This is a genomic window from Labrys sp. 22185, assembly GCF_052045555.1.
Classification (GTDB): Bacteria; Pseudomonadota; Alphaproteobacteria; order Rhizobiales; family Labraceae; genus Labrys; species Labrys neptuniae.
The window spans coordinates 106,644-123,897 of sequence record NZ_JBQEPH010000004.1; the positions used below are offsets into that span (position 1 = coordinate 106,644).

The 17,254-nt window shown below is 64.7% G+C and carries 18 protein-coding genes; 2 read left to right on the top strand and 16 right to left on the bottom strand.

The window, feature by feature from the left end:
• Positions 1-30: 30 nt before the first annotated feature.
• The 3 genes from lysA to argH all read right to left on the bottom strand — a co-directional run bounded on the left by lysA (position 31) and on the right by argH (position 3,058).
• Positions 31-1,296, bottom strand: a complete 1,266-nt coding sequence (gene lysA, locus ACTJKX_RS10465) for a diaminopimelate decarboxylase (RefSeq protein ID WP_415084381.1) — start codon at positions 1,294-1,296, stop codon at positions 31-33.
• Positions 1,297-1,314: 18 nt separating this feature from the next.
• Positions 1,315-1,518: an LPS translocon maturation chaperone LptM gene (gene lptM, locus ACTJKX_RS10470; RefSeq protein ID WP_068291140.1), complete on the bottom strand. Its 204-nt coding sequence runs from the start codon at positions 1,516-1,518 to the stop codon at positions 1,315-1,317.
• Between the two features lie 157 nt (positions 1,519-1,675).
• Entirely contained in the window at positions 1,676-3,058 is a 1,383-nt protein-coding gene (argH, locus tag ACTJKX_RS10475) for an argininosuccinate lyase (protein ID WP_440725220.1), read from the bottom strand.
• A 15-nt stretch (positions 3,059-3,073) separates the two neighbouring features.
• Between argH and tlpA the strand changes: the two genes are divergently transcribed.
• A complete protein-coding gene (gene tlpA, locus ACTJKX_RS10480; RefSeq protein ID WP_311934519.1) occupies positions 3,074-3,751 on the top strand; it encodes a thiol:disulfide interchange protein TlpA in 678 nt (225 codons plus the stop codon).
• Between the two features lie 13 nt (positions 3,752-3,764).
• Here tlpA and ACTJKX_RS10485 read toward each other — a convergent pair whose 3' ends face one another.
• From ACTJKX_RS10485 to ACTJKX_RS10545, 13 genes are all read right to left on the bottom strand, one after another.
• On the bottom strand, positions 3,765-4,934 hold the full coding sequence (locus ACTJKX_RS10485) for a serine hydrolase domain-containing protein (RefSeq protein WP_394310938.1): 1,170 nt from the start codon (positions 4,932-4,934) through the stop codon (positions 3,765-3,767).
• 249 nt (positions 4,935-5,183) lie between these two features.
• A complete protein-coding gene (locus tag ACTJKX_RS10490; RefSeq protein WP_440725221.1) occupies positions 5,184-5,912 on the bottom strand; it encodes a GIN domain-containing protein in 729 nt (242 codons plus the stop codon).
• Positions 5,913-5,948: 36 nt separating this feature from the next.
• Positions 5,949-6,545: a DUF1700 domain-containing protein gene (locus ACTJKX_RS10495; RefSeq protein ID WP_367626221.1), complete on the bottom strand. Its 597-nt coding sequence runs from the start codon at positions 6,543-6,545 to the stop codon at positions 5,949-5,951.
• Complete coding sequence (locus tag ACTJKX_RS10500) at positions 6,542-6,868, bottom strand: PadR family transcriptional regulator (RefSeq protein WP_311934523.1); 327 nt, start codon at positions 6,866-6,868, stop codon at positions 6,542-6,544. Before ACTJKX_RS10500 ends, ACTJKX_RS10495 begins: the two co-directional genes overlap by 4 nt.
• A gap of 248 nt (positions 6,869-7,116) precedes the next feature.
• Positions 7,117-7,596 carry a 23S rRNA (pseudouridine(1915)-N(3))-methyltransferase RlmH gene (gene rlmH, locus ACTJKX_RS10505; RefSeq protein ID WP_440725222.1) on the bottom strand — a complete coding sequence of 160 codons (480 nt, stop codon included), beginning with the start codon at positions 7,594-7,596 and terminating at the stop codon, positions 7,117-7,119.
• 5 nt (positions 7,597-7,601) lie between these two features.
• Positions 7,602-7,985, bottom strand: coding sequence for a ribosome silencing factor (rsfS, locus tag ACTJKX_RS10510; RefSeq protein ID WP_376717645.1), 384 nt, complete (start codon positions 7,983-7,985; stop codon positions 7,602-7,604).
• A 167-nt stretch (positions 7,986-8,152) separates the two neighbouring features.
• The gene (locus ACTJKX_RS10515; protein ID WP_440725223.1) at positions 8,153-8,785 is read right to left on the bottom strand and encodes a nicotinate-nucleotide adenylyltransferase; all 633 of its coding nucleotides are present in this window, start codon (positions 8,783-8,785) and stop codon (positions 8,153-8,155) included.
• A gap of 359 nt (positions 8,786-9,144) precedes the next feature.
• The gene (leuC, locus tag ACTJKX_RS10520; RefSeq protein WP_311934526.1) at positions 9,145-10,566 is read right to left on the bottom strand and encodes a 3-isopropylmalate dehydratase large subunit; all 1,422 of its coding nucleotides are present in this window, start codon (positions 10,564-10,566) and stop codon (positions 9,145-9,147) included.
• Between the two features lie 115 nt (positions 10,567-10,681).
• The gene (locus ACTJKX_RS10525; protein WP_440725224.1) at positions 10,682-11,434 is read right to left on the bottom strand and encodes a phosphodiester glycosidase family protein; all 753 of its coding nucleotides are present in this window, start codon (positions 11,432-11,434) and stop codon (positions 10,682-10,684) included.
• Between the two features lie 125 nt (positions 11,435-11,559).
• Positions 11,560-12,201, bottom strand: coding sequence for a LysE family translocator (locus tag ACTJKX_RS10530; RefSeq protein WP_311934528.1), 642 nt, complete (start codon positions 12,199-12,201; stop codon positions 11,560-11,562).
• Between the two features lie 107 nt (positions 12,202-12,308).
• Complete coding sequence (locus ACTJKX_RS10535; RefSeq protein ID WP_440725225.1) at positions 12,309-14,501, bottom strand: mechanosensitive ion channel family protein; 2,193 nt, start codon at positions 14,499-14,501, stop codon at positions 12,309-12,311.
• A gap of 243 nt (positions 14,502-14,744) precedes the next feature.
• Positions 14,745-15,473: an FkbM family methyltransferase gene (locus ACTJKX_RS10540; protein ID WP_440725226.1), complete on the bottom strand. Its 729-nt coding sequence runs from the start codon at positions 15,471-15,473 to the stop codon at positions 14,745-14,747.
• Positions 15,470-16,573 carry a radical SAM protein gene (locus ACTJKX_RS10545; protein ID WP_311934531.1) on the bottom strand — a complete coding sequence of 368 codons (1,104 nt, stop codon included), beginning with the start codon at positions 16,571-16,573 and terminating at the stop codon, positions 15,470-15,472. Before ACTJKX_RS10545 ends, ACTJKX_RS10540 begins: the two co-directional genes overlap by 4 nt.
• Before the next feature lie 246 nt (positions 16,574-16,819).
• Here ACTJKX_RS10545 and ACTJKX_RS10550 point away from each other — a divergent pair, with 246 nt between their 5' ends.
• Entirely contained in the window at positions 16,820-17,239 is a 420-nt protein-coding gene (locus tag ACTJKX_RS10550; protein WP_440725227.1) for a hypothetical protein, read from the top strand.
• The last annotated feature ends 15 nt before the right edge of the window (positions 17,240-17,254 follow it).

Consider the following 17,254-nt stretch of genomic DNA (forward strand, 5'->3'; position numbering starts at 1 on the left):
TGTTCCCGGGAACGCGTTCCCGTCGCAGGATCACAGCCAGTCCGGCACCTTGTCGAGCCCGAGCAGTTCGTCATAGCTCGGGCGAGGCCGGATCACCGCGAACTTGTCGCCATCCACCAGCACTTCCGGGATGAGGGGACGGGTGTTGTAGGTACCCGACTGCACGGCGCCATAGGCGCCAGCCGACATCACCGCCACCAGGTCGCCGCGCGCCACCACCGGGATATCGCGGTCGAGGGCGAGATAGTCGCCGGTCTCGCAGACCGGGCCGACCACGTCGGCCGTCACCATGGCGCCGCCGAGCGGGCGTTCCTTGATCGGCCAGATCGCATGATAGGCTTCATAGAGCGTCGGGCGGATCAGGTCGTTCATGCCGGCGTCGACGATGACGAAGGTCTTGCCCTCGCCCTCCTTCACGAAGGCGACCTCGCTCACCAGGATGCCGGCATTGCCGGCGATCAGGCGGCCGGGTTCGAACACCAGCGTGGCGCCGAGATCCTTGGCATAGCGCTTGACCACTGCGGCATAGTCGTCGGGATGGGGCGGCGGCTCGTTGTCGTCGCGATAGGGAATACCGAGGCCGCCGCCGAAATCGATGTGATCGATGACATGGCCGTCGGCCCTGAGGTCCCTGACCAGGCCGACCAGGCGTTCGATCGAGGCATCATAGGGCTCGAGCGCCGTGATCTGGCTGCCGATATGCATGTCGACGCCGGTGACCAGGATGCCCGGCAGCTTGGCTGCACGGGCATAGATGGCGCGGGCCTGGGCGATCGGGATGCCGAACTTGTTCTCCGACTTGCCGGTGGAGATCTTCTTGTGGGTCTTGGCGTCGACGTCCGGGTTGATGCGCAGCGACACTCGGGCTATCCGGCCCTTGGCGCTGGCGCGCTGCGACAAGAGCTCCAGTTCGGGCTCGGACTCGACGTTGAAGCACAGGATGTCCTCGTCGAGCGCATAGTCGATTTCGCGCACGAGCTTGCCGACGCCCGAGAACATGATCTTGCTGGCGGGCACGCCGGCAGCGCGGGCGCGCCGCAGCTCACCCTCCGAAACCACGTCCATGCCGGCGCCGAGCTTGGCGAGCAGGCGCAGCACGGCGAGATTCGAATTGGCCTTCACCGCAAAGCAGACCAGCGAGGGCACATCGCTGAAGGCGCCCGCGAACACCTTGTAGTGCCGGCGCAGCGTAGCGGCCGAATAACAGTAGAAGGGCGTGCCGACGGCGGCGGCGATCGCCGGCAGTGCGACATCTTCGGCATGAAGCACGCCGTTGCGATAAGTGAAGTGATGCATGGTCGGTTCGGTTCGAAATCAGTTCAACAGGAAGTCCATCGGCAGCTTGCGGTCCGGTTTCACATAGCCCGGATCCTTCTTCTTGTTGTAGCCATTGCCATCGCCAGTCGTGACATGCTGCTCGGGCGGCGGCTCGAGCTTGCCCTTGCGGCCACAACCAGCCAGGCCGAGGGTCGTGACCAGCGTCAAAGCAAGCGCGATGCGGAACGCATTACCAGCCATGGGGAACTCCAGTGTTTGACGCTGTGTAGCACGAATTTTGATTTGGTGTTCTTTGGAGCGCGGACATCTTGTCCGCTCTTCCTATCCTGTCGGCATGGTGGTTCCAAGGGCGGACATCGCAACATGCAAGCATGTTGCTGTGATGTCCGCGCTCCGGCTATTTCGCCAGCGCCTTCAGCCACTTCCTGGCCTGGGCCTTGACGTTCGCCGGCGCCGTGCCGCCATAGGAGATACGGCTGCGGACCGACTTTTCCACGCCGAGTACGGCGAAAAGCCCCTGATGGATACGTGGCTCCACCGATTGCATCTGCGCCAGCGAGAGCTTCTCCAGCGGCAGCTTGGCTTCGGCGGCGATGCCGACCAGGCGGCCGGTGACGTGATGGGCCTCGCGGAAGGGCAGGTTGAGCTCGCGTACCAGCCAGTCGGCAAGGTCGGTGGCGGTGGCATAGCCCGAGCCAGCCGCCGCCTTCATGCGCTTGAGGTCGGGCACCATGTCCCTGACCATGCCGGCCATGGCCGCCGTGCACAGCGACAGGGTCTGCAGCGCGTCGAAGGCCGGTTCCTTGTCCTCCTGCATGTCCTTGCCATAGGCAAGCGGCAGGCCCTTCATCATGGTGATCAGGCCGACCAGCGCGCCGATGACCCGGCCGGCCTTGCCGCGCACCAGTTCGGCTGCGTCGGGATTGCGCTTCTGCGGCATGATGGACGAGCCGGTGGTGAACTTGTCCGACAGCGCCACGAAGGCAAATTGCGGCGTCGTCCAGATCACGATCTCTTCGGCAAAGCGGGAGAGATGCATGGCGGTGATCGAGGCGGCGGCGAGCGCCTCCAGCACGAAGTCGCGATCGGAGACCGAATCGAGCGAATTGGCGGTGGGGCGGTCGAAGCCGAGCGCCTTGGCCGTGGCATGGCGGTCGATCGGGAAGGAGGTACCGGCGAGCGCGGCGGCGCCGAGCGGGCATTCGTTGAGACGACGGCGCGCATCGGCGAAGCGGCCGCGGTCACGGCCGAGCATCTCGACATAGGCGAGCAAATGATGGCCGAAGGTGACCGGCTGGGCCGATTGCAGATGGGTGAAGCCCGGCATCACGGCACCGGCGAAGGCGAGCGCCCTCTCGGCGAGCGCGGTCATCAGGTCTTTCAGCTGGGCGTCGAGATCGTCGATGGTGTCGCGCACCCACAGCTTGAAATCGGTGGCGACCTGGTCGTTGCGCGAGCGGGCGGTATGCAGGCGGCCGGCCGCCGGCCCGGCAATCGCTGCCAGGCGCGACTCGACATTCATATGGATGTCTTCGAGCGCACGCGAAAAAGTGAACGAGCCGCTCTCGATTTCGCCGCGGACCGCCTCTAGACCATCCGCGATGGCCTTGGCATCGGCGGCGGCGACGATCCCTTGCTTTTCCAGCATGGCGAGATGCGCCAGAGAGCCGCGGATGTCCTGGGCCCATAGGCGCTTGTCAAAGTCGATCGAGGCGTTGATCTCTTCCATGATCGCGTCCGGTCCCGACTGGAACCGGCCGCCCCACATTTTGTTGCTCATCCGGATAGGCTTTCAGTGAACGAGAATAGTCGGCAGGAACATTCTGAGAGTCAGCCACCGCAAGGATCGAACCGGCGCTGGCTGATCGGCGCGGCAATCCTGGCGGGAGCCGTGGTGGGTGTTGCCGCGGTATACGGGACAAAGGGCGGCTCGGGCAATCAGGAAAGCGCGTCCTGCCCTGCTTCGGCGGCGATTGCCGCTCGCGTCGACCCCCTGGCCAAGGGCGAGGTGGCGGCCCTCGCCGTTTCCAAGGCGCCCCAGCCGCTGGTGCCGATCAGCTTCCAGAAGGCAGATGGCAGCAAGACGACCCTGGCCGATTTCAAGGGCAAGACCGTGCTGCTCAACCTGTGGGCGACCTGGTGCGTGCCCTGTCGCAAGGAAATGCCGGCTCTCAATCAGCTGCAGGCCGATCTCGGCGGCAAGGATTTCGAGGTCGTGGCCGTCAATATCGACACGCAGGGACCCGAGCGGGTCGAGGCCTTCCTGAACGAGACCAAGATCGACAAGCTGCATCGCTATGCCGATCCCTCGACCGGCATCCTGCAGAGCCTGCGCAACGAGGGCCTCGGCCAGGGCCTGCCGACCTCGGTGCTGATCGACAAGCAGGGCTGCCGCATCGGCGCCATGGCCGGCCCGGCCGAGTGGGCCAGCGAGGATGCCAAGGCGCTGATCAGGGCGGCGATCGGGTCCTGACACTCCGTGCGACCTACGGCTTGGCAGCCGGCAGCACGTAGCGGTTGAGGATGGCGGCGGCGAATCCGCCCTCGTCCTGGCCGCCATAGCGCCCTGCCTGCACCATCATGGTAAGGTCGAGCGACGGCACGATGAAGAGGCGCTGCCCGCCATAGCCGAAGCCGGCGATCCATTCGATGGTGCGGTGGTCGACCAGGGAGCGCCCGAGCCAGAACTGGAAGCCGTAGAACATCGCGTTGGGAGCATTGACCTGCGGCGCCGTTGCCATCTCGATCCACGTGGCCGGCACGATCTGCCTGCCGTTCCAGGCGCCCTTGTCGAGCACGAGCTGGCCGAATTTCAAGGTGTCAGCCGGCAGGAGACGCAGGCCCGAAGCCGCAACCGGCTCGCCAGTTTGCGGATAACGCGCCCAGTCGACCTTGGTGATGCCCAAGGGCTCGAACAGGGTTTCGCGGGCGAACGCGTCAAGAGGCTTTCCGGTGGCCTGGCGCAGCACACAGGCAAGCAGGCCGGTGGTGCCGCCGCTATAGGTCCATACCGTGCCGGGGTCATGGGCCACGGGCTGCTCCAGCACATAGCGGCAGGGATCTTTGGCCATGTCCATGCCGTTCTCGCTATTGCGAAGATCGCTGTAGGGGAGCTGCTCGCTCCAGGCCAGGCCCGGCGACATGGTGAGAAGATGGCGCAGCGTGATGCCCTGTTTTTGCGGGGTGCTCAGATCGGCATAAGCGGGCAGCAGCCCCAGCACCGGCTGGTCGATCGAGGCGACCCAGCCCTCGCCCACGGCGATGCCGACCAGCAGCGACACCACGCTCTTGGTAATCGAACGCAGATCGTGCGGAACGTCCGGCCCGAAGGTAACGTCCTTTTCGGGCTGGCCCCAATGGGAATCGGAGCCGGTGAAATAGCGTTCGAACACCAATTTGCCGTGCCGGGCGATCAGCACGGCATGGACATTGTCCTCCTTCGCCAAGTCGAGCCTCTGGGCGAGCGTGCACAGGCTTTGTGGATCGAGGCCGACATCGTCGGGCGCGGCGACCGGCCAGCCCGACGTGCCCAATCCCTCGCTGCCCTTCCCGGGCGCGCCACAGGTCGATTGGGCCTCCGCCGGGCCCGACAGCCCGGCCGTGGTCATGCCGGTCAGAAGAATAGCCAAGGCAACGGAAAAGCTATGGGGTCGCATGAGCGCCTCCTTGCAAGGTGTGACGGGGAGATGGGAACAGCGAGACTTCGACCGGAATAAGCCTGGAATTCCACGGGTTTACCCGTGGACGCGGGGCGCGAAGGGACAGCCATCCCCGACGCCGCTGGAGGCGACGGGAAGGAATCAGTGCTTTGAGTCGTGGCGGCTAGTGCAAAGCGCGTTCTGGTGACGGCACTTGCTTGTTCCCGCTCCTTGCGTCGAGGTGATTCCGTCTAGTCACACTGTGATTTAGGGAATTGCCTCGATCCGGCCGCTGCCGTGGATCTGTGTCGTAAGCCTGGGCTTGCCGCGCAGTGTGACATTGCCGCTGCCGGAAAGAGTGACGTCGGCACTCTCGCTGGCGGCGATGCCTGCCTCGCCGCTGCCGCTGATGCGGATCTCGGCCGCTTTGGCGGAGAGTTTGGCCAGATCCGCGTTGCCGGAGCCGGAGATGCGCAGGTTCAGCTGGTCCACCGAGCCTTCGCCGGTCGCCTGCGCGCTGCCATGGAGGCGAAGATCGAGTCGATCCTGCGCGATCGCCGCGAGATGGAGTTCGCCGGATCCATTCACCGTCCAGTCCCTGACGGTGCCACCTGTCAGCCGCACCGTGATGGCGCCGTCCGGGAGATCGCAGTCCTCGTCCAGCTCAAGGCGGCCCGCCGAAAGGCGGACATGGCCGATCAGGGCGGGATCACCGCTGATCACGGCGCTGGATTGCGAGCCGGGAGCATAGCTCACGCTGGCCGGAACGGCGATGACGAGCGAGCCGTCATTGTCCCAAGGCAAGGTGACCGAACCGGCCTTGGCATCGCTGCTTTGCGGTGTTTCGGGACAGCTTCCCCATCCCGTCAGCGCCGCTCGGTGCCAGCCTCGCCACGGTGAGCCGTAATTCGGGCCTGCAAGGCTGGTGCCGAGGAACAGGCAGGCCAAGGCGATCAGGAAGGAGAAGGCCGCCAGTTTTCCGAGTTTCGAGGGCATGGTGCCTCCCATGGCGCCTGCGGGGCGCGAACATTGTCACGGCGTGGCGACGGAGCGTGGAGGGGAAGTGAGCAAGCGAGTATAGCGCCGGGCATGGGCGGCCATCGCCTTCAGTCCGGCATTGAGACCGAGCAGGAAGAGGCAGCTCAGGCACACCGCCATGGCGATGAAACCGAAGCCGATGAAGGCCCGTCCGAGATGGGCGAGAAGGGGTGCGCCATCCCACATGAAAGCCGAATGGAGCACCATCGCCGAGCCGCCGAGCGCCAGGGCGAAGGCGACCAGGCCGAGGACGAGAAAGACCACCAGAAGGATCGAAAGAACCGGCAGCAGCACGAAGAGGTCGAGCATGGCCAAGCCGGTGAGCGCGGCGATCGCGCCCAGCACGGTCGACGGGCTCGGTCGCGCCTGCAATTGGCGCAAGCCGCTTTCCGCCTTGAGCGCCCGGGCGAGCTGGACGGGATCGCCGAGCATCTGCACCACGTCGTCCTCGCTGCGCCCGGCCTCCTGCGCATCGGTGAAATAGGCGGCATAGTCGCGCAGGACGTCCTCGATCTCCGCCGGCGGCAGCCCATCGAGACCGGCCTTCAACGCGTCGAGGAATTCCTGGCGAGAGAAGTCCTGGCGGGTCATGGCATGCCTTCCATTAGTCGGTCGACGGCGGTGACGAAATCCCGCCATTCGCGCTGGCGGGCCGCATAGGCGGCCTGGCCGGCGGGCGTCAGACGGTAATATTTGCGCGGCGGGCCGCTGGCCGATTCTTCCAGCCTGGTGCTGACCAGTCCCTCGGTCTGCAGCCGGCGCATCAGCGGATAGATGGTGCCTTCGCCCATGCCGACCCGCTCGGTGAGCGTGCTGGCGATCTCATAGGCATAGCTTTCACGCCGGTGCAGCAGAGCGAGGACGCAGAGCTCAAGGGCGCCCTTCTTGAGCTGGATATCGATGGAATCGGTCATGGCCTCCCTATGCTTCGAGATAGAGAATAATGCAAGGTACCTTTTAATGCAAGGTACCTTGCATTATTTATTCGAACTCCACGGATCGCCGACAAAAGGACGATGTGCGGGGGAGGCGTTCGCGACGGCGGTGGTTGAGATCGGCCCCAGTCATTGGCCTCGGCGACTTTGTGCCTTCGCGCCAGGCTTTGGAAATGCCGGCACGGTCAGGGGGTCTTTTGGGAAGATGGTCTCGGGGCGAGCGTGCGTCACACCCGGTGGTAGGGGTGGCCGGCGATGATGGTGGCAGCGCGATAGAGCTGCTCGGCCAGGAGAATGCGCACGATCTGGTGAGGCCAGGTCATCTTGCCGAAGGACAGCGACAGGATTGCGCGCGACCGGATCGCGTCACCATGACCATCGGCGCCGCCGATCAGGAAGGCAAGGGATTGGGTTCCACTGTCCCGCCAGCCCGCGATCTTGGCGGCAAACGCCTCGCTGCCGGGCGAATTGCCGGTTTCATCCAGGGCAATGATGGAGGCCTGGCCGGCGGCCGAGAGCAGCTTGTCGGCCTCTTCGGCCTTGCGGTCATCGGGCCGCCGGGCGCGGCTTTCGTCGATTTCGATGATGTCGAGCGGGCCGAGGGCGAGGCTCCGGCCACTGGCGTTCAGCCGCTCGGCATAACGGGCCACGAGATCGCGTTCCGGGCCGGCTTTGAGCCGGCCGACGGCGCAGATCAATAGGCGCATTCAGGTCAGCTCGGAAGCAGTTCGTTCGGGCGGCCTGACGACCACATCTTCTCGAGATTGTAGAAGGCGCGGACCTCGGGGCGGAACACGTGCACGATGACGTCTCCCGTATCGATCAGCACCCAGTCGCAGACCGGGACGCCTTCGATGCGGGGATTGCCGTGTCCGTTTTCCTTGAGATCCTTGGCGATGCGATCGCTGATCGCGGCGACATGGCGGGCCACCCGGCCTGTCGCGATGATCATGACGTCGGCGATTGCACTCTTGCCGCGCAGATCGATTTCCACAATCTCCTCGGCCTTCATGTCATCGAGGCCATTGAGGATCAGGCGAACCGTAGCTTCAACGTCCGGGCGGATCGCTCGGCTCACGGGATGAAGCGGAATCACGTCCGCTTCGCGTCTCACCAACGTGGTCAGGGGCACACCCTCTTGCTCATTGATTCGCGGACCTCCGCGAATTCCACTCGCTCCGCAATATTAGCAAGCCATCGCGTCGATTCAATGACGCCAATAGAATTAAGCCTGCTCCGACATGGTTAATAAGTGGTTAATTTTTACCTTACGGGCAAGCCCTGGCCGCTGGCCCGCAAAGCCGTGGAGGAATTGGCGTCGAGTGGCGCGTGCAGGAAGATCCAGGCAGGGGCTCGGCGATATTTCAGCGTCGCGGCCTGATATTCGGGGACGCGATAGGCGGCAAGCACACGAGCCGCCTTGGCAAGCGGGCCCTTGGTGGTGGCGCCGGGGCGGGCCACCACGGCGATGGCTACCCGCGAGGCGATGGCCTGCCATTGCTGCCAGCGGTGGAAGCCGGCGAGATTGTCGGCGCCCATGATCCACACAAAGGTCACGCCCGGGCAGCGGCGCTGCAGCCAGGCAATGGTGTCATAGGTGTAGCGGGTGTGGATATCGGCCTCGATGCCGGTTACTTCGATGCGCGGGTGATCGGCGAGCCGGCGGGCGGCGGCCACCCGTAACTCGAGCGGGGGCAAGGCACGGTTGTCCTTGAGCGGATTGCCCGGCGTCACCAGCCACCAGACCCGGTCCAGCCCGAGCCGCGTCAGCGCCACCAGGCTGGCATGGCGATGGCCTTCATGGGGCGGGTTGAAGCTGCCGCCGAACAGCCCGATGGTCATCCCCGGGGCAAAGGGCGGCAGGCGACGGGCATCGGCGGGCGAGAGATGGGGCATGAGGACTTGTTCGTGCACGGTCGCGCCGCCCCTCACCCTTATAGCGTTTTACGATTTGACGGCGTCACCAAGAATCGCAAAGACGCGTCCAAACAAAGAGTTAGAGTGAATAAGCGTTCACACTTGAACGCGTTTTGCTCTAGGTCTCGCCTAGAAATAACTGAAACGCCACCTTTGTCATGCCCGGGCTTGACCCGGGCATCCAGAGGCCTCGTCTGCGACGCCTGCGGGGAAGGGGTTGGATTGCCGGGTCAAGCCCGGCAATGACAAATGTCGGAGCCAATTCAGCCCCCCTTTTTGACGGACGCACCCTTGCTCTCTTCCCGCATATGGGGAAAGCGCGGGAGGGCGCTGCCCGCTTACGCGTTGGCCGCGATCTTTTCCCATTCGCGGATGTCGACGAAATGGCCGGCGATGGCGGCAGCGGCGGCCATCTGCGGCGAGACCAGGTGGGTCCGGCCCTTGTAGCCCTGGCGTCCCTCGAAATTGCGGTTCGAGGTGGAGGCGCAGCGCTCGCCGGGCTTGAGTTTGTCGGCATTCATGGCCAGGCACATCGAGCAGCCCGGCTCGCGCCAGTCGAAGCCGGCGGCCCGGAAGATCTTGTCGAGACCCTCGGCCTCGGCCTGCATCTTCACCAGGCCCGAGCCCGGCACGATCATGGCATTGACGTTGGCGTTGACCGTATGGCCCGCAACGATGCCGGCGACGGCGCGCAGATCCTCAATACGGCCATTGGTGCAGGAGCCGATGAAGACGCGGTCGAGCGTCAGGTCCTGGATGCGTTCACCACCCTGCAGGCCCATATAGGCCAGGGCACGCTGGATCGCGGCTTTCTTGTGCTCGTTCGGCGCATCGTCCGGATGCGGCACCTTGCCCATGATCGAGGCGACGTCCTCGGGGCTGGTGCCCCAGGTGACGATCGGCGGCAGGGCGGCGGCGTCGAGCTTCACCTCGCGGTCGAAATGCGCGCCATCCTCGGTGTAGAGCGTGTTCCAATAGGCCAGGGCCCTATCCCAGGCTTCGCCCTTCGGCGCCTTGGGGCGATCCTTCAGATAGGCGTAGGTCTTCTCGTCGGGCGCGATCAGGCCGGCGCGGGCGCCGCCTTCGATCGACATGTTGCAGATGGTCATGCGGCCCTCCATCGAGAGGGCGCGAACGGCCTCGCCGGCATATTCCAGCACATGGCCGGTGCCACCCGCCGTGCCGATCTCGCCGATGATGGCCAGGATGATATCCTTGGCGGTCACGCCGTCCGGCAGCACGCCGTCGACGGTGACCCGCATGTTCTTGGCCTTCTTCTGGATCAGCGTCTGCGTGGCGAGCACATGCTCGACCTCGGAGGTGCCGATGCCGTGGGCCAGCGCCCCGAAGGCGCCATGGGTGGAGGTGTGGCTGTCGCCGCACACGATGGTGGTGCCGGGCAGAGTGAAGCCCTGCTCAGGGCCGACGATGTGGACGATGCCCTGGCGCTTGTCGAGTTCGGAGTAGTACTCGACGCCGAAATCCTTGGCGTTCTGGGCCAGCGTGTTGACCTGCATGGCGCTTTCGGGGTCGTCAATGCCCTTGGAGCGGTCGGAGGTCGGCACGTTGTGGTCGACCACGGCCAAGGTGCGCTGGGGCGAATGCACCTGGCGACCGGAAACGCGCAGGCCCTCGAAGGCCTGCGGGCTGGTCACCTCATGCACGAGATGGCGGTCGATATAGAGCAGGCTCGTCCCGTCGGCGGAGGTTTCGACGACGTGATCGTCCCAGATCTTGTCATAGAGCGTGCGGGGAGCCATGGCTGTTCCTAGAGTGTGACGCGATTTTGACGGCTGATGTAGTCAAAAATGCCCGTCTGGAAAAGAGTGTAAAAACTAACAGCCTTGCGGCAAGCAGGAGCGCGTCGCGCCGGCGCTACGGTCCTTCCGTCACGCCCACCATCGGCCCCAGCGTGGTCCAGCCGCCGATCGCCGGCATGGGCGGCGCGTAGAGGGTGGAGATCGAGCCGTCGAGGAAGAGGGCGTTCTGGGTGCCCAGCCGGTCGCGGAACAGCTCGGCAAAATCGTGGAAGCTCACCGGCTCGGCCGAGATGGCGAAGATCACGATCTTGCCGTCGCGCACGCCGACGCCATTGCGGATCTTCTCCGACGGCCCGTCCGGCTGGATCTTGGGATGAATCTGGCCGTCGATCACCAGCATCGGGCCCGATTGCGTGGCGAAGCGGGCATTGATGCGGGCTTTCAGGAACCGGCTCGTCTCCATCACGCCGGCCTTGCCGTCGCCGAAATAGAACACGCCATTGGGCTTGAGATGGAAATTGCCGAAGCCGTTGCGGGTATTGGCATTGTGCAGGATGCGGCCATTCTCGACATAGAGGCCGACAGGGCCGAGCGCCTTGTCGTACATGCCGGCATTCATGGCGAAGATCAGCTTCTTGCCCTGGGTGTCCAGTTCCTGGGCGAGCCGGTCCGGACTGCCGAGCGGCGTGCCGTCGGCACCGCGCCAATAGAGGGCCAGACTGTCGTTCGACAGATCGAAACGGCACACAATGTAGCTGCGCCCCTTCGAGGTCATGTCCTCGCAGGCAGCCTCGGCTGCAACGGCCGAACCGATCAGAGCGACGATGATTGCCAGGCCCAGCAGGGCTCGGCGCAGGAACGACGGCAAGCAACAACTCCCCAGAGCCAGGCGCATTTCGAGCAGAAACGCTTTTACTTTAACTCTTTGATTCAAAGCGATTTTGCGACTTGGAGCGATTCGGTCAAATCGCAAAACGCTTTAGGCGAACTCCGTCAGCGGGTCTGCGTGGTCAGGATCTTGAAGGCGAAAAGCCCGAAGACACCGGCGAAGGTGAAGTCGATGCCTCGCAAGACCCGCGGGCGGGCCTTCAGCCACGACACCACCTTCTCAGCCCCGAGAATCAATAGAAACGCAAACGGCAGATTGATGGCAATGAAATAGAGTCCCAAAAAGAAAAGTTTTTGGGAGGCATGGGGGTCGGCTGCGTCGACGAATTGCGGCAGGAAGGTCAGGAAGAACAGCACCACCTTGGGGTTGGTGAGGTTGATGCCGAGCCCCACCATGAAGGTCGGCCAGAATCCGGCCTCCTGCTTGCCCTCATCGCGTACGTTCAGGGCCGAACCGGAGCGGATGGCGCCATAGGCAAGCCAGAGCAAATAGAGTGCGCCGACGATCTTCAGGGCCGTGAAGGCGGTGGCCGAGGCCGCCAGCACGGCCGACAGGCCGACCGCGGCGAAGAAGGTATGGAACAGGCAGCCGACCTGCGTGCCCAGCATGGCGGCGGTGCCGCCGCGCCGGCCGCCGGAGATGGTCTTGGCCAGCCACAGGCTCATATCGGGACCGGGCGTGATGAAGAGGAAGATGCAGGCGGCCGAATAGAGGGCAAGCGTATGGAGATCGGGTAGAAACGTCATCGCGACAATCCGCCAGCACAAATCAAGTAGGTGTCTGCTACACCCGGATGCGCGTTTGGGAAAGGGTTAGGTGGCGCCAGCCCTCCTCACCTCCTATCTTTACGGGCCTATCCGGCTGCGGCCGGAGGCAAGGCCAACGCTGCATTGGCGGCGACGGCGGCACCGAGGCCGGCACGGCCCTCCCCGTCGAGCGTGCGCACCGCCACGGTGCCGGTGGAGAACTCGATGCCCTGTTCGGGTAGGATGCGGACCAGGCGCTTGAGCGCCTCGCGCTGGATGAAGGTCGGCTTGTTCGGTTTGACCGTGAATTTGAAGCGGACGACGATGGCGTTGTCGGTGATGTCGAACACGCCCTGCATCTTCAGGGGGGTGAGGAACTCCTCCTTCATCTCGGGATCCTCGAGCATGTCCTGGCCGATCTTCTTGACCGCCTTGCGCAGCTTTTCCAGATCGGTCTCGCGCGCGAAGCGCAGCGGGAATTTGATGGTCGCCCAGTCGCGGCTGTAATTGGTGACCTGGCCGAGCTGGCCATAGGGGATGGTATGCACCGGGCCGTTCTGGTGTCGCAGGCGCAGCGAGCGCAGGGTGAACCCCTCGACGGTACCCTTGGCCTTGCCGACATCGATATATTCGCCGACCCGGAAGGCATCGTCGATGAGGAAGAAGACGCCCGACACCACGTCCTTCACCAGCGTCTGCGATCCGAAGGAGATGGCAAGGCCGAAAATCGAGGCGCCGGCGATCAGCGGCGTCACGTTGACGCCGAGCTGGGACAGGACGGTCAGCACGGCCAGGATGGAGATCGCGATCGCCAGGCCGATGCGGAAGACCGGCATCATGGTGGCAATGCGCGAGGCGGTGGAAACCGGGGCGTCGTCCTCGGCATCAGCTGCGCCCGGCAGGGCCGGGCCGCTGCGGCCCGCGGAATAACGGTCGGTGATGTAGCGCACCAACTCCCAGGCGCAATAGGCGGCGAAGGCCGTCAGTCCGGCAGAGAACAGGTTACGCGCCACCCGGTTGAAGTCATCGCCGGCCATGACGCCGCTGACATCGACGGCCCAGGTGCGGCCGAGGGCACCGATCGCCAGGATCAGCACGCCGAAGCGGGCACAGCGCGCCAGCGCTTCCGCACCCCTTGGATGGATCAGACGGACGCCGTCGGTCTGGTGCTGGAGCATGATGCGGATACGGTGCACCAGCGATTCGACCACCAGCAGGGCCACCAGGATCGCCAGCGTCAGCATCAGGGCACCGGAGATGCGCGTCTGGCCGGCCACGGCCGCGTAGATATCGGCGGTGACGAACAGGGCGAACAGCAGCAGGGCCCCCAACAACCAGTGCTTGGCGATCGCGGTCTTGACCGGGCTGGCTTGAGCGGGATTGGCGACGCCGATGAACCAGCGGCCGATCGGGCCGTTGAGGCGGATGCAGACGGCCACCATGCCCAGCATCATGACCACGGCGCCATAGAGCTGGGCGGTTCCGACCGCCAGCGGCGGGGATTGCAGGGCACGCAGCACATCGGCGAGCACGGCGTTGAACAAAAGCAGCAGGATCGCGAAGGAAGCGCCACGGTAGATCGCGCGCGCATCGGCGTCCCCGAGATCGGGCAGGCGGGCCTCGGGCAGGCGGGGCTGCAGGGTGAAGCGGAACACGGCCTGGAGCAGGCGCCAGATCAGCATGGTCTTGAGCATGGCGATGGAGAAGCGGGTCTGCGGCAGGTCACCCATGAAGCGAGCCGCTTCGCTGGCATTGCCGACGATCCACAGCGCGATCAGGGGCGGCAGTTCCAGGGCCCCGAGGCCGAGCAGCGCCCTGATGCCATGCAGGCCGTGCATCCGGATCACCAGCCGGCGCCGTAGTGGCGTCAGCAGCAGCCGGACCACCCATTCTGCCGCGAGGGCTGCCACCAGCGCGCCGATCAGCAGCAGGAAATAGCGGCCGAGGCCCCGACCATCGTTGTAATCGGCATCGAGCCTGGTGACGAGCTTGCCCAATTCGGCCCAGAGAGCCGGCAGGCCGGTGACGAGGCCTCCGACATGCATGAACATCTCGGTCTGCTGGGCACTTGCCATCTGCATGCCGCTGCCGTCGGGGCTGGGCGGAGCAGGTTGGGCGCCCTGGGCCTGCAGCTTCTTCATCACGGATTGGCTGATGGCCTCGACCATCGTGTCCATCTGCTGCTGGCTCATGGCGGGAGGCGCGGGAGCGGCAGGAGACGGCGTTCCCTGCGCCCAGCACGGCCAGGCGGCCAAGGCGAAAACCACGAAGAGCCAACGCAACCCGCCAGGCAGTCTCAAGACGAACGTCCTCCCAAGGCGTTTTGCGATTTGCGGGCTACGCCGAGAATCGCAAAGACGCTATAGCCAATCCCGCCGGATTGGCTGGAAACACAGAGCTGGCGCAAACGAGCCTTCAGCCGCGAACCCGCCTTGCTCCCGCTGCCGTCAGGCAGTCGCACATAGCGCGTGCTGCCGACTGGATTGCCACCAATTCACGACACAGGCGGAAGAGCCGGTCAATGGCCCCGTATCGGCAAGCCGCTACTTTCGCGTTGCCAGCACGGTGGAATTGGCCTGCCGGGATATTGGCGCGCCCTCGCAATCAAGGCTGCGCAGCGTGTAGGCGGCAAGTGCCGACTGGGCCGTCGCCGTCAGGGTTTCGATCTCAGCGGCCGAACGGCCGGCTTTGGCGAGCAGGCGGGGATGGAAGGCGATCAGGGCTGCGACGGTGCGCGGGTCGAGGAGGGAGGCCAGATGCGGCAGGAGCTGATACTCGGCCCCTTCCACGTCCATCTTGAGCACGATGCGCTCGGCATCCTTCGCCATGGGGGCGATGTCGGCGGGCAGGATCGCCTCCGCCTCCCACAGCGCGGCGCCGCTGTCGGCGGCCAGGATGCTGCCCATGCTGTCGCCGGGCTTCTTGGGCGAACCCAGCCTGACGCGCCCCGGCGTCGGCGACACCGCGGCATGGTGGAGGCGGATGTGCGATGCCAGCACCGGATTGGCGGCGACATTGGCGCTGATGAGCTCGAAGGCGCGTGGATCGGGTTCGAAGGCGAGAACATCGGCTCCGAGTGCGGCGGCCGTCAGGGTGATCGGTCCGATCCAGCCGCCGATATCGATGAACAACGTACCGGGACCGGCGAGCGCATGCACACTCGCCAGTGTCTCGGGCTCCCAGGCCCCGCTCTCGGCCTTGTCCCAGAAGCCGTCCTTGTCGTCGGCGACGGCGAAGCTCGCGCCGGCGACGCTGCGCAACCGGGCGTTCACGCCGCTTTGCTCTGCAGCTCGGCGGCCCTCTGCCGGCGCAATTTGTTGAGCTTGATCTTGAAGCCCATATTGTCGGCATTGGAATAGGAGCAGCTCTGGCAGATATCGAACTGCTTGGTATAGCCGTGGCGCCTGGCCTTGGCCGCCTCGTCCGACAGATAGGCCTGCTTGAAGCCGACCTTGTCGACATTGGGCAGCTTGATCATGCGGTCATAGTCGATGCAGCACAGGCCGAGGTCACCTTCCCAGAACACCACGGTCTGATAGAGCGGCACGTCGCAGAGCAGGCTGATCTTCTCGTTCTGGTGGCGCTGCAGATCATGGTTCTTCGGCACGAGGTGGCCATATTTCGTCTGCTGGTCGTCGTCGGTGTAGGAACCGAGGCTGAAGGTCTTGAAGCGTACCTGGTCGAAGCCGATATTGTCCGCCCACTCCACCATCGCGTCGATCTGCTTTTCCGAATAGGAGGTCAGCAGCGTCTGCAGCACGGTCACCGTCTTGGTGTTGCCGAGGCGCTGCTTGATGGCGAGGAAGTTCTCGATATTGGCTTTCACCTGCTCGAACTTCGAGCCTACGCGGTAGGATTCCTGCGCCTCGGCGTCGAAGCCGTCGATGCACAGGTTGATGCGGCCGAGCCCGGCCTGGAGCATCTTCTCGATCAGCTCGGAAGAAAGCTTGGTGGCATTGGTCGAGACGAAGGTGTCGTGCCCGCGCTCATTGGCATAGGCGATCATCTCGGGCAGCGCCTTGTTCATGGTCGGCTCGCCGGAGAAGTTGAAATACATCGCCGGTTTGAGCGGCTCGTCGACGAAATCGTCGACGATCTGCCGGAAGATCTCCATCTTCATCAGGCCGCGCGGACGCGTCATGGCGAAGGTGACCGGGCAGACGGGGCAGCGCAGATTGCAGGAATTGGTGACGTCGACGACGATGATCGTCGGCAATTTCTTGAAATAGCTGAGCGGAATATGGCTGGCGGCATAGGTGAACGCCTTGCGGGCCAGGGGCGATTTCTGAATCTGGTCCGTCACTTTGTCACGCATGCGGTGCAGCAGCTTGGGGGCGGCGGATTTGGTTCCAATCGCAGTCAGGTCAAGCACGGTCTTCTCCATCCGGCACACCGGGTCAAGGCCGGTGGCTTGAGCCCGTGTGTAGCGCAGATTTGGCGGGAGTGCGACAGGCCGCGCTCAAATTCGAGTGATGGCGGTTCCGGCAGGATATGGCGTGTCGGATGCCGGAAAAATCCCGTCGGGACCGTACCGGATCCCAGCCGGGTTTGACGATGGCGACGACTTCAGGGAATCTGAGGCGACAATCCTGTCGGTCCCGGTCCGGAAGGAAGAGGAATGCAGCTGAAGAGGCAGATCCCGTTGCTGGCCATGGCTGCGCTCGTCGGCCTCGCCGGCATGTCCGGATTGGCTGTTCCTCCGGTTCATGCTCAGTCCGCGCAGGCGATTCCCGTCCGGCCGAATCCGGCGCGCGTGCAGCAGAAGATGCGCGAGATCGAACCCGAATACCGCCGCCGCGTGTTGCGCAACGGCAAGGCTGCCGCCGATGCCTGGCTGGTCCGCACGGCGCGGCAATGGGGCATAGAGGAGGGCCGCAGGGCCCGGCGGGAGTATGATGCCAACCAGCGACGGGCGGCCGAGGCCCGCAGTCGCCCGCGCACCGCGCAGCCTGCCTCACCCCTGCAATCTGCGACGCCGTCCAAGCCCGCTCCAGCCTATACGCCGCTCCCGGCGACGATCCGGGAAGGCTTGCGCTGAAGGGCCGGCGTGACC

Coding starts and splice junctions, on each gene's coding strand:
- ACTJKX_RS10490 (WP_440725221.1), bottom strand. CDS start 5,912: ATGCCCTCGAAACTCGGAAAACTGGCGGCCTTCTCCTTCCTGATCGCC.
- ACTJKX_RS10495 (WP_367626221.1), bottom strand. CDS start 6,545: ATGACCCGCCAGGACTTCTCTCGCCAGGAATTCCTCGACGCGTTGAAG.
- argH (WP_440725220.1), bottom strand. CDS start 3,058: ATGAGCAACAAAATGTGGGGCGGCCGGTTCCAGTCGGGACCGGACGCG.
- lptM (WP_068291140.1), bottom strand. CDS start 1,518: ATGGCTGGTAATGCGTTCCGCATCGCGCTTGCTTTGACGCTGGTCACG.
- ACTJKX_RS10485 (WP_394310938.1), bottom strand. CDS start 4,934: ATGCGACCCCATAGCTTTTCCGTTGCCTTGGCTATTCTTCTGACCGGC.
- rlmH (WP_440725222.1), bottom strand. CDS start 7,596: ATGCGCCTATTGATCTGCGCCGTCGGCCGGCTCAAAGCCGGCCCGGAA.
- ACTJKX_RS10530 (WP_311934528.1), bottom strand. CDS start 12,201: ATGACGTTTCTACCCGATCTCCATACGCTTGCCCTCTATTCGGCCGCC.
- ACTJKX_RS10500 (WP_311934523.1), bottom strand. CDS start 6,868: ATGACCGATTCCATCGATATCCAGCTCAAGAAGGGCGCCCTTGAGCTC.
- leuC (WP_311934526.1), bottom strand. CDS start 10,566: ATGGCTCCCCGCACGCTCTATGACAAGATCTGGGACGATCACGTCGTC.
- ACTJKX_RS10550 (WP_440725227.1), top strand. CDS start 16,820: ATGCAGCTGAAGAGGCAGATCCCGTTGCTGGCCATGGCTGCGCTCGTC.
- lysA (WP_415084381.1), bottom strand. CDS start 1,296: ATGCATCACTTCACTTATCGCAACGGCGTGCTTCATGCCGAAGATGTC.
- ACTJKX_RS10515 (WP_440725223.1), bottom strand. CDS start 8,785: ATGCCCCATCTCTCGCCCGCCGATGCCCGTCGCCTGCCGCCCTTTGCC.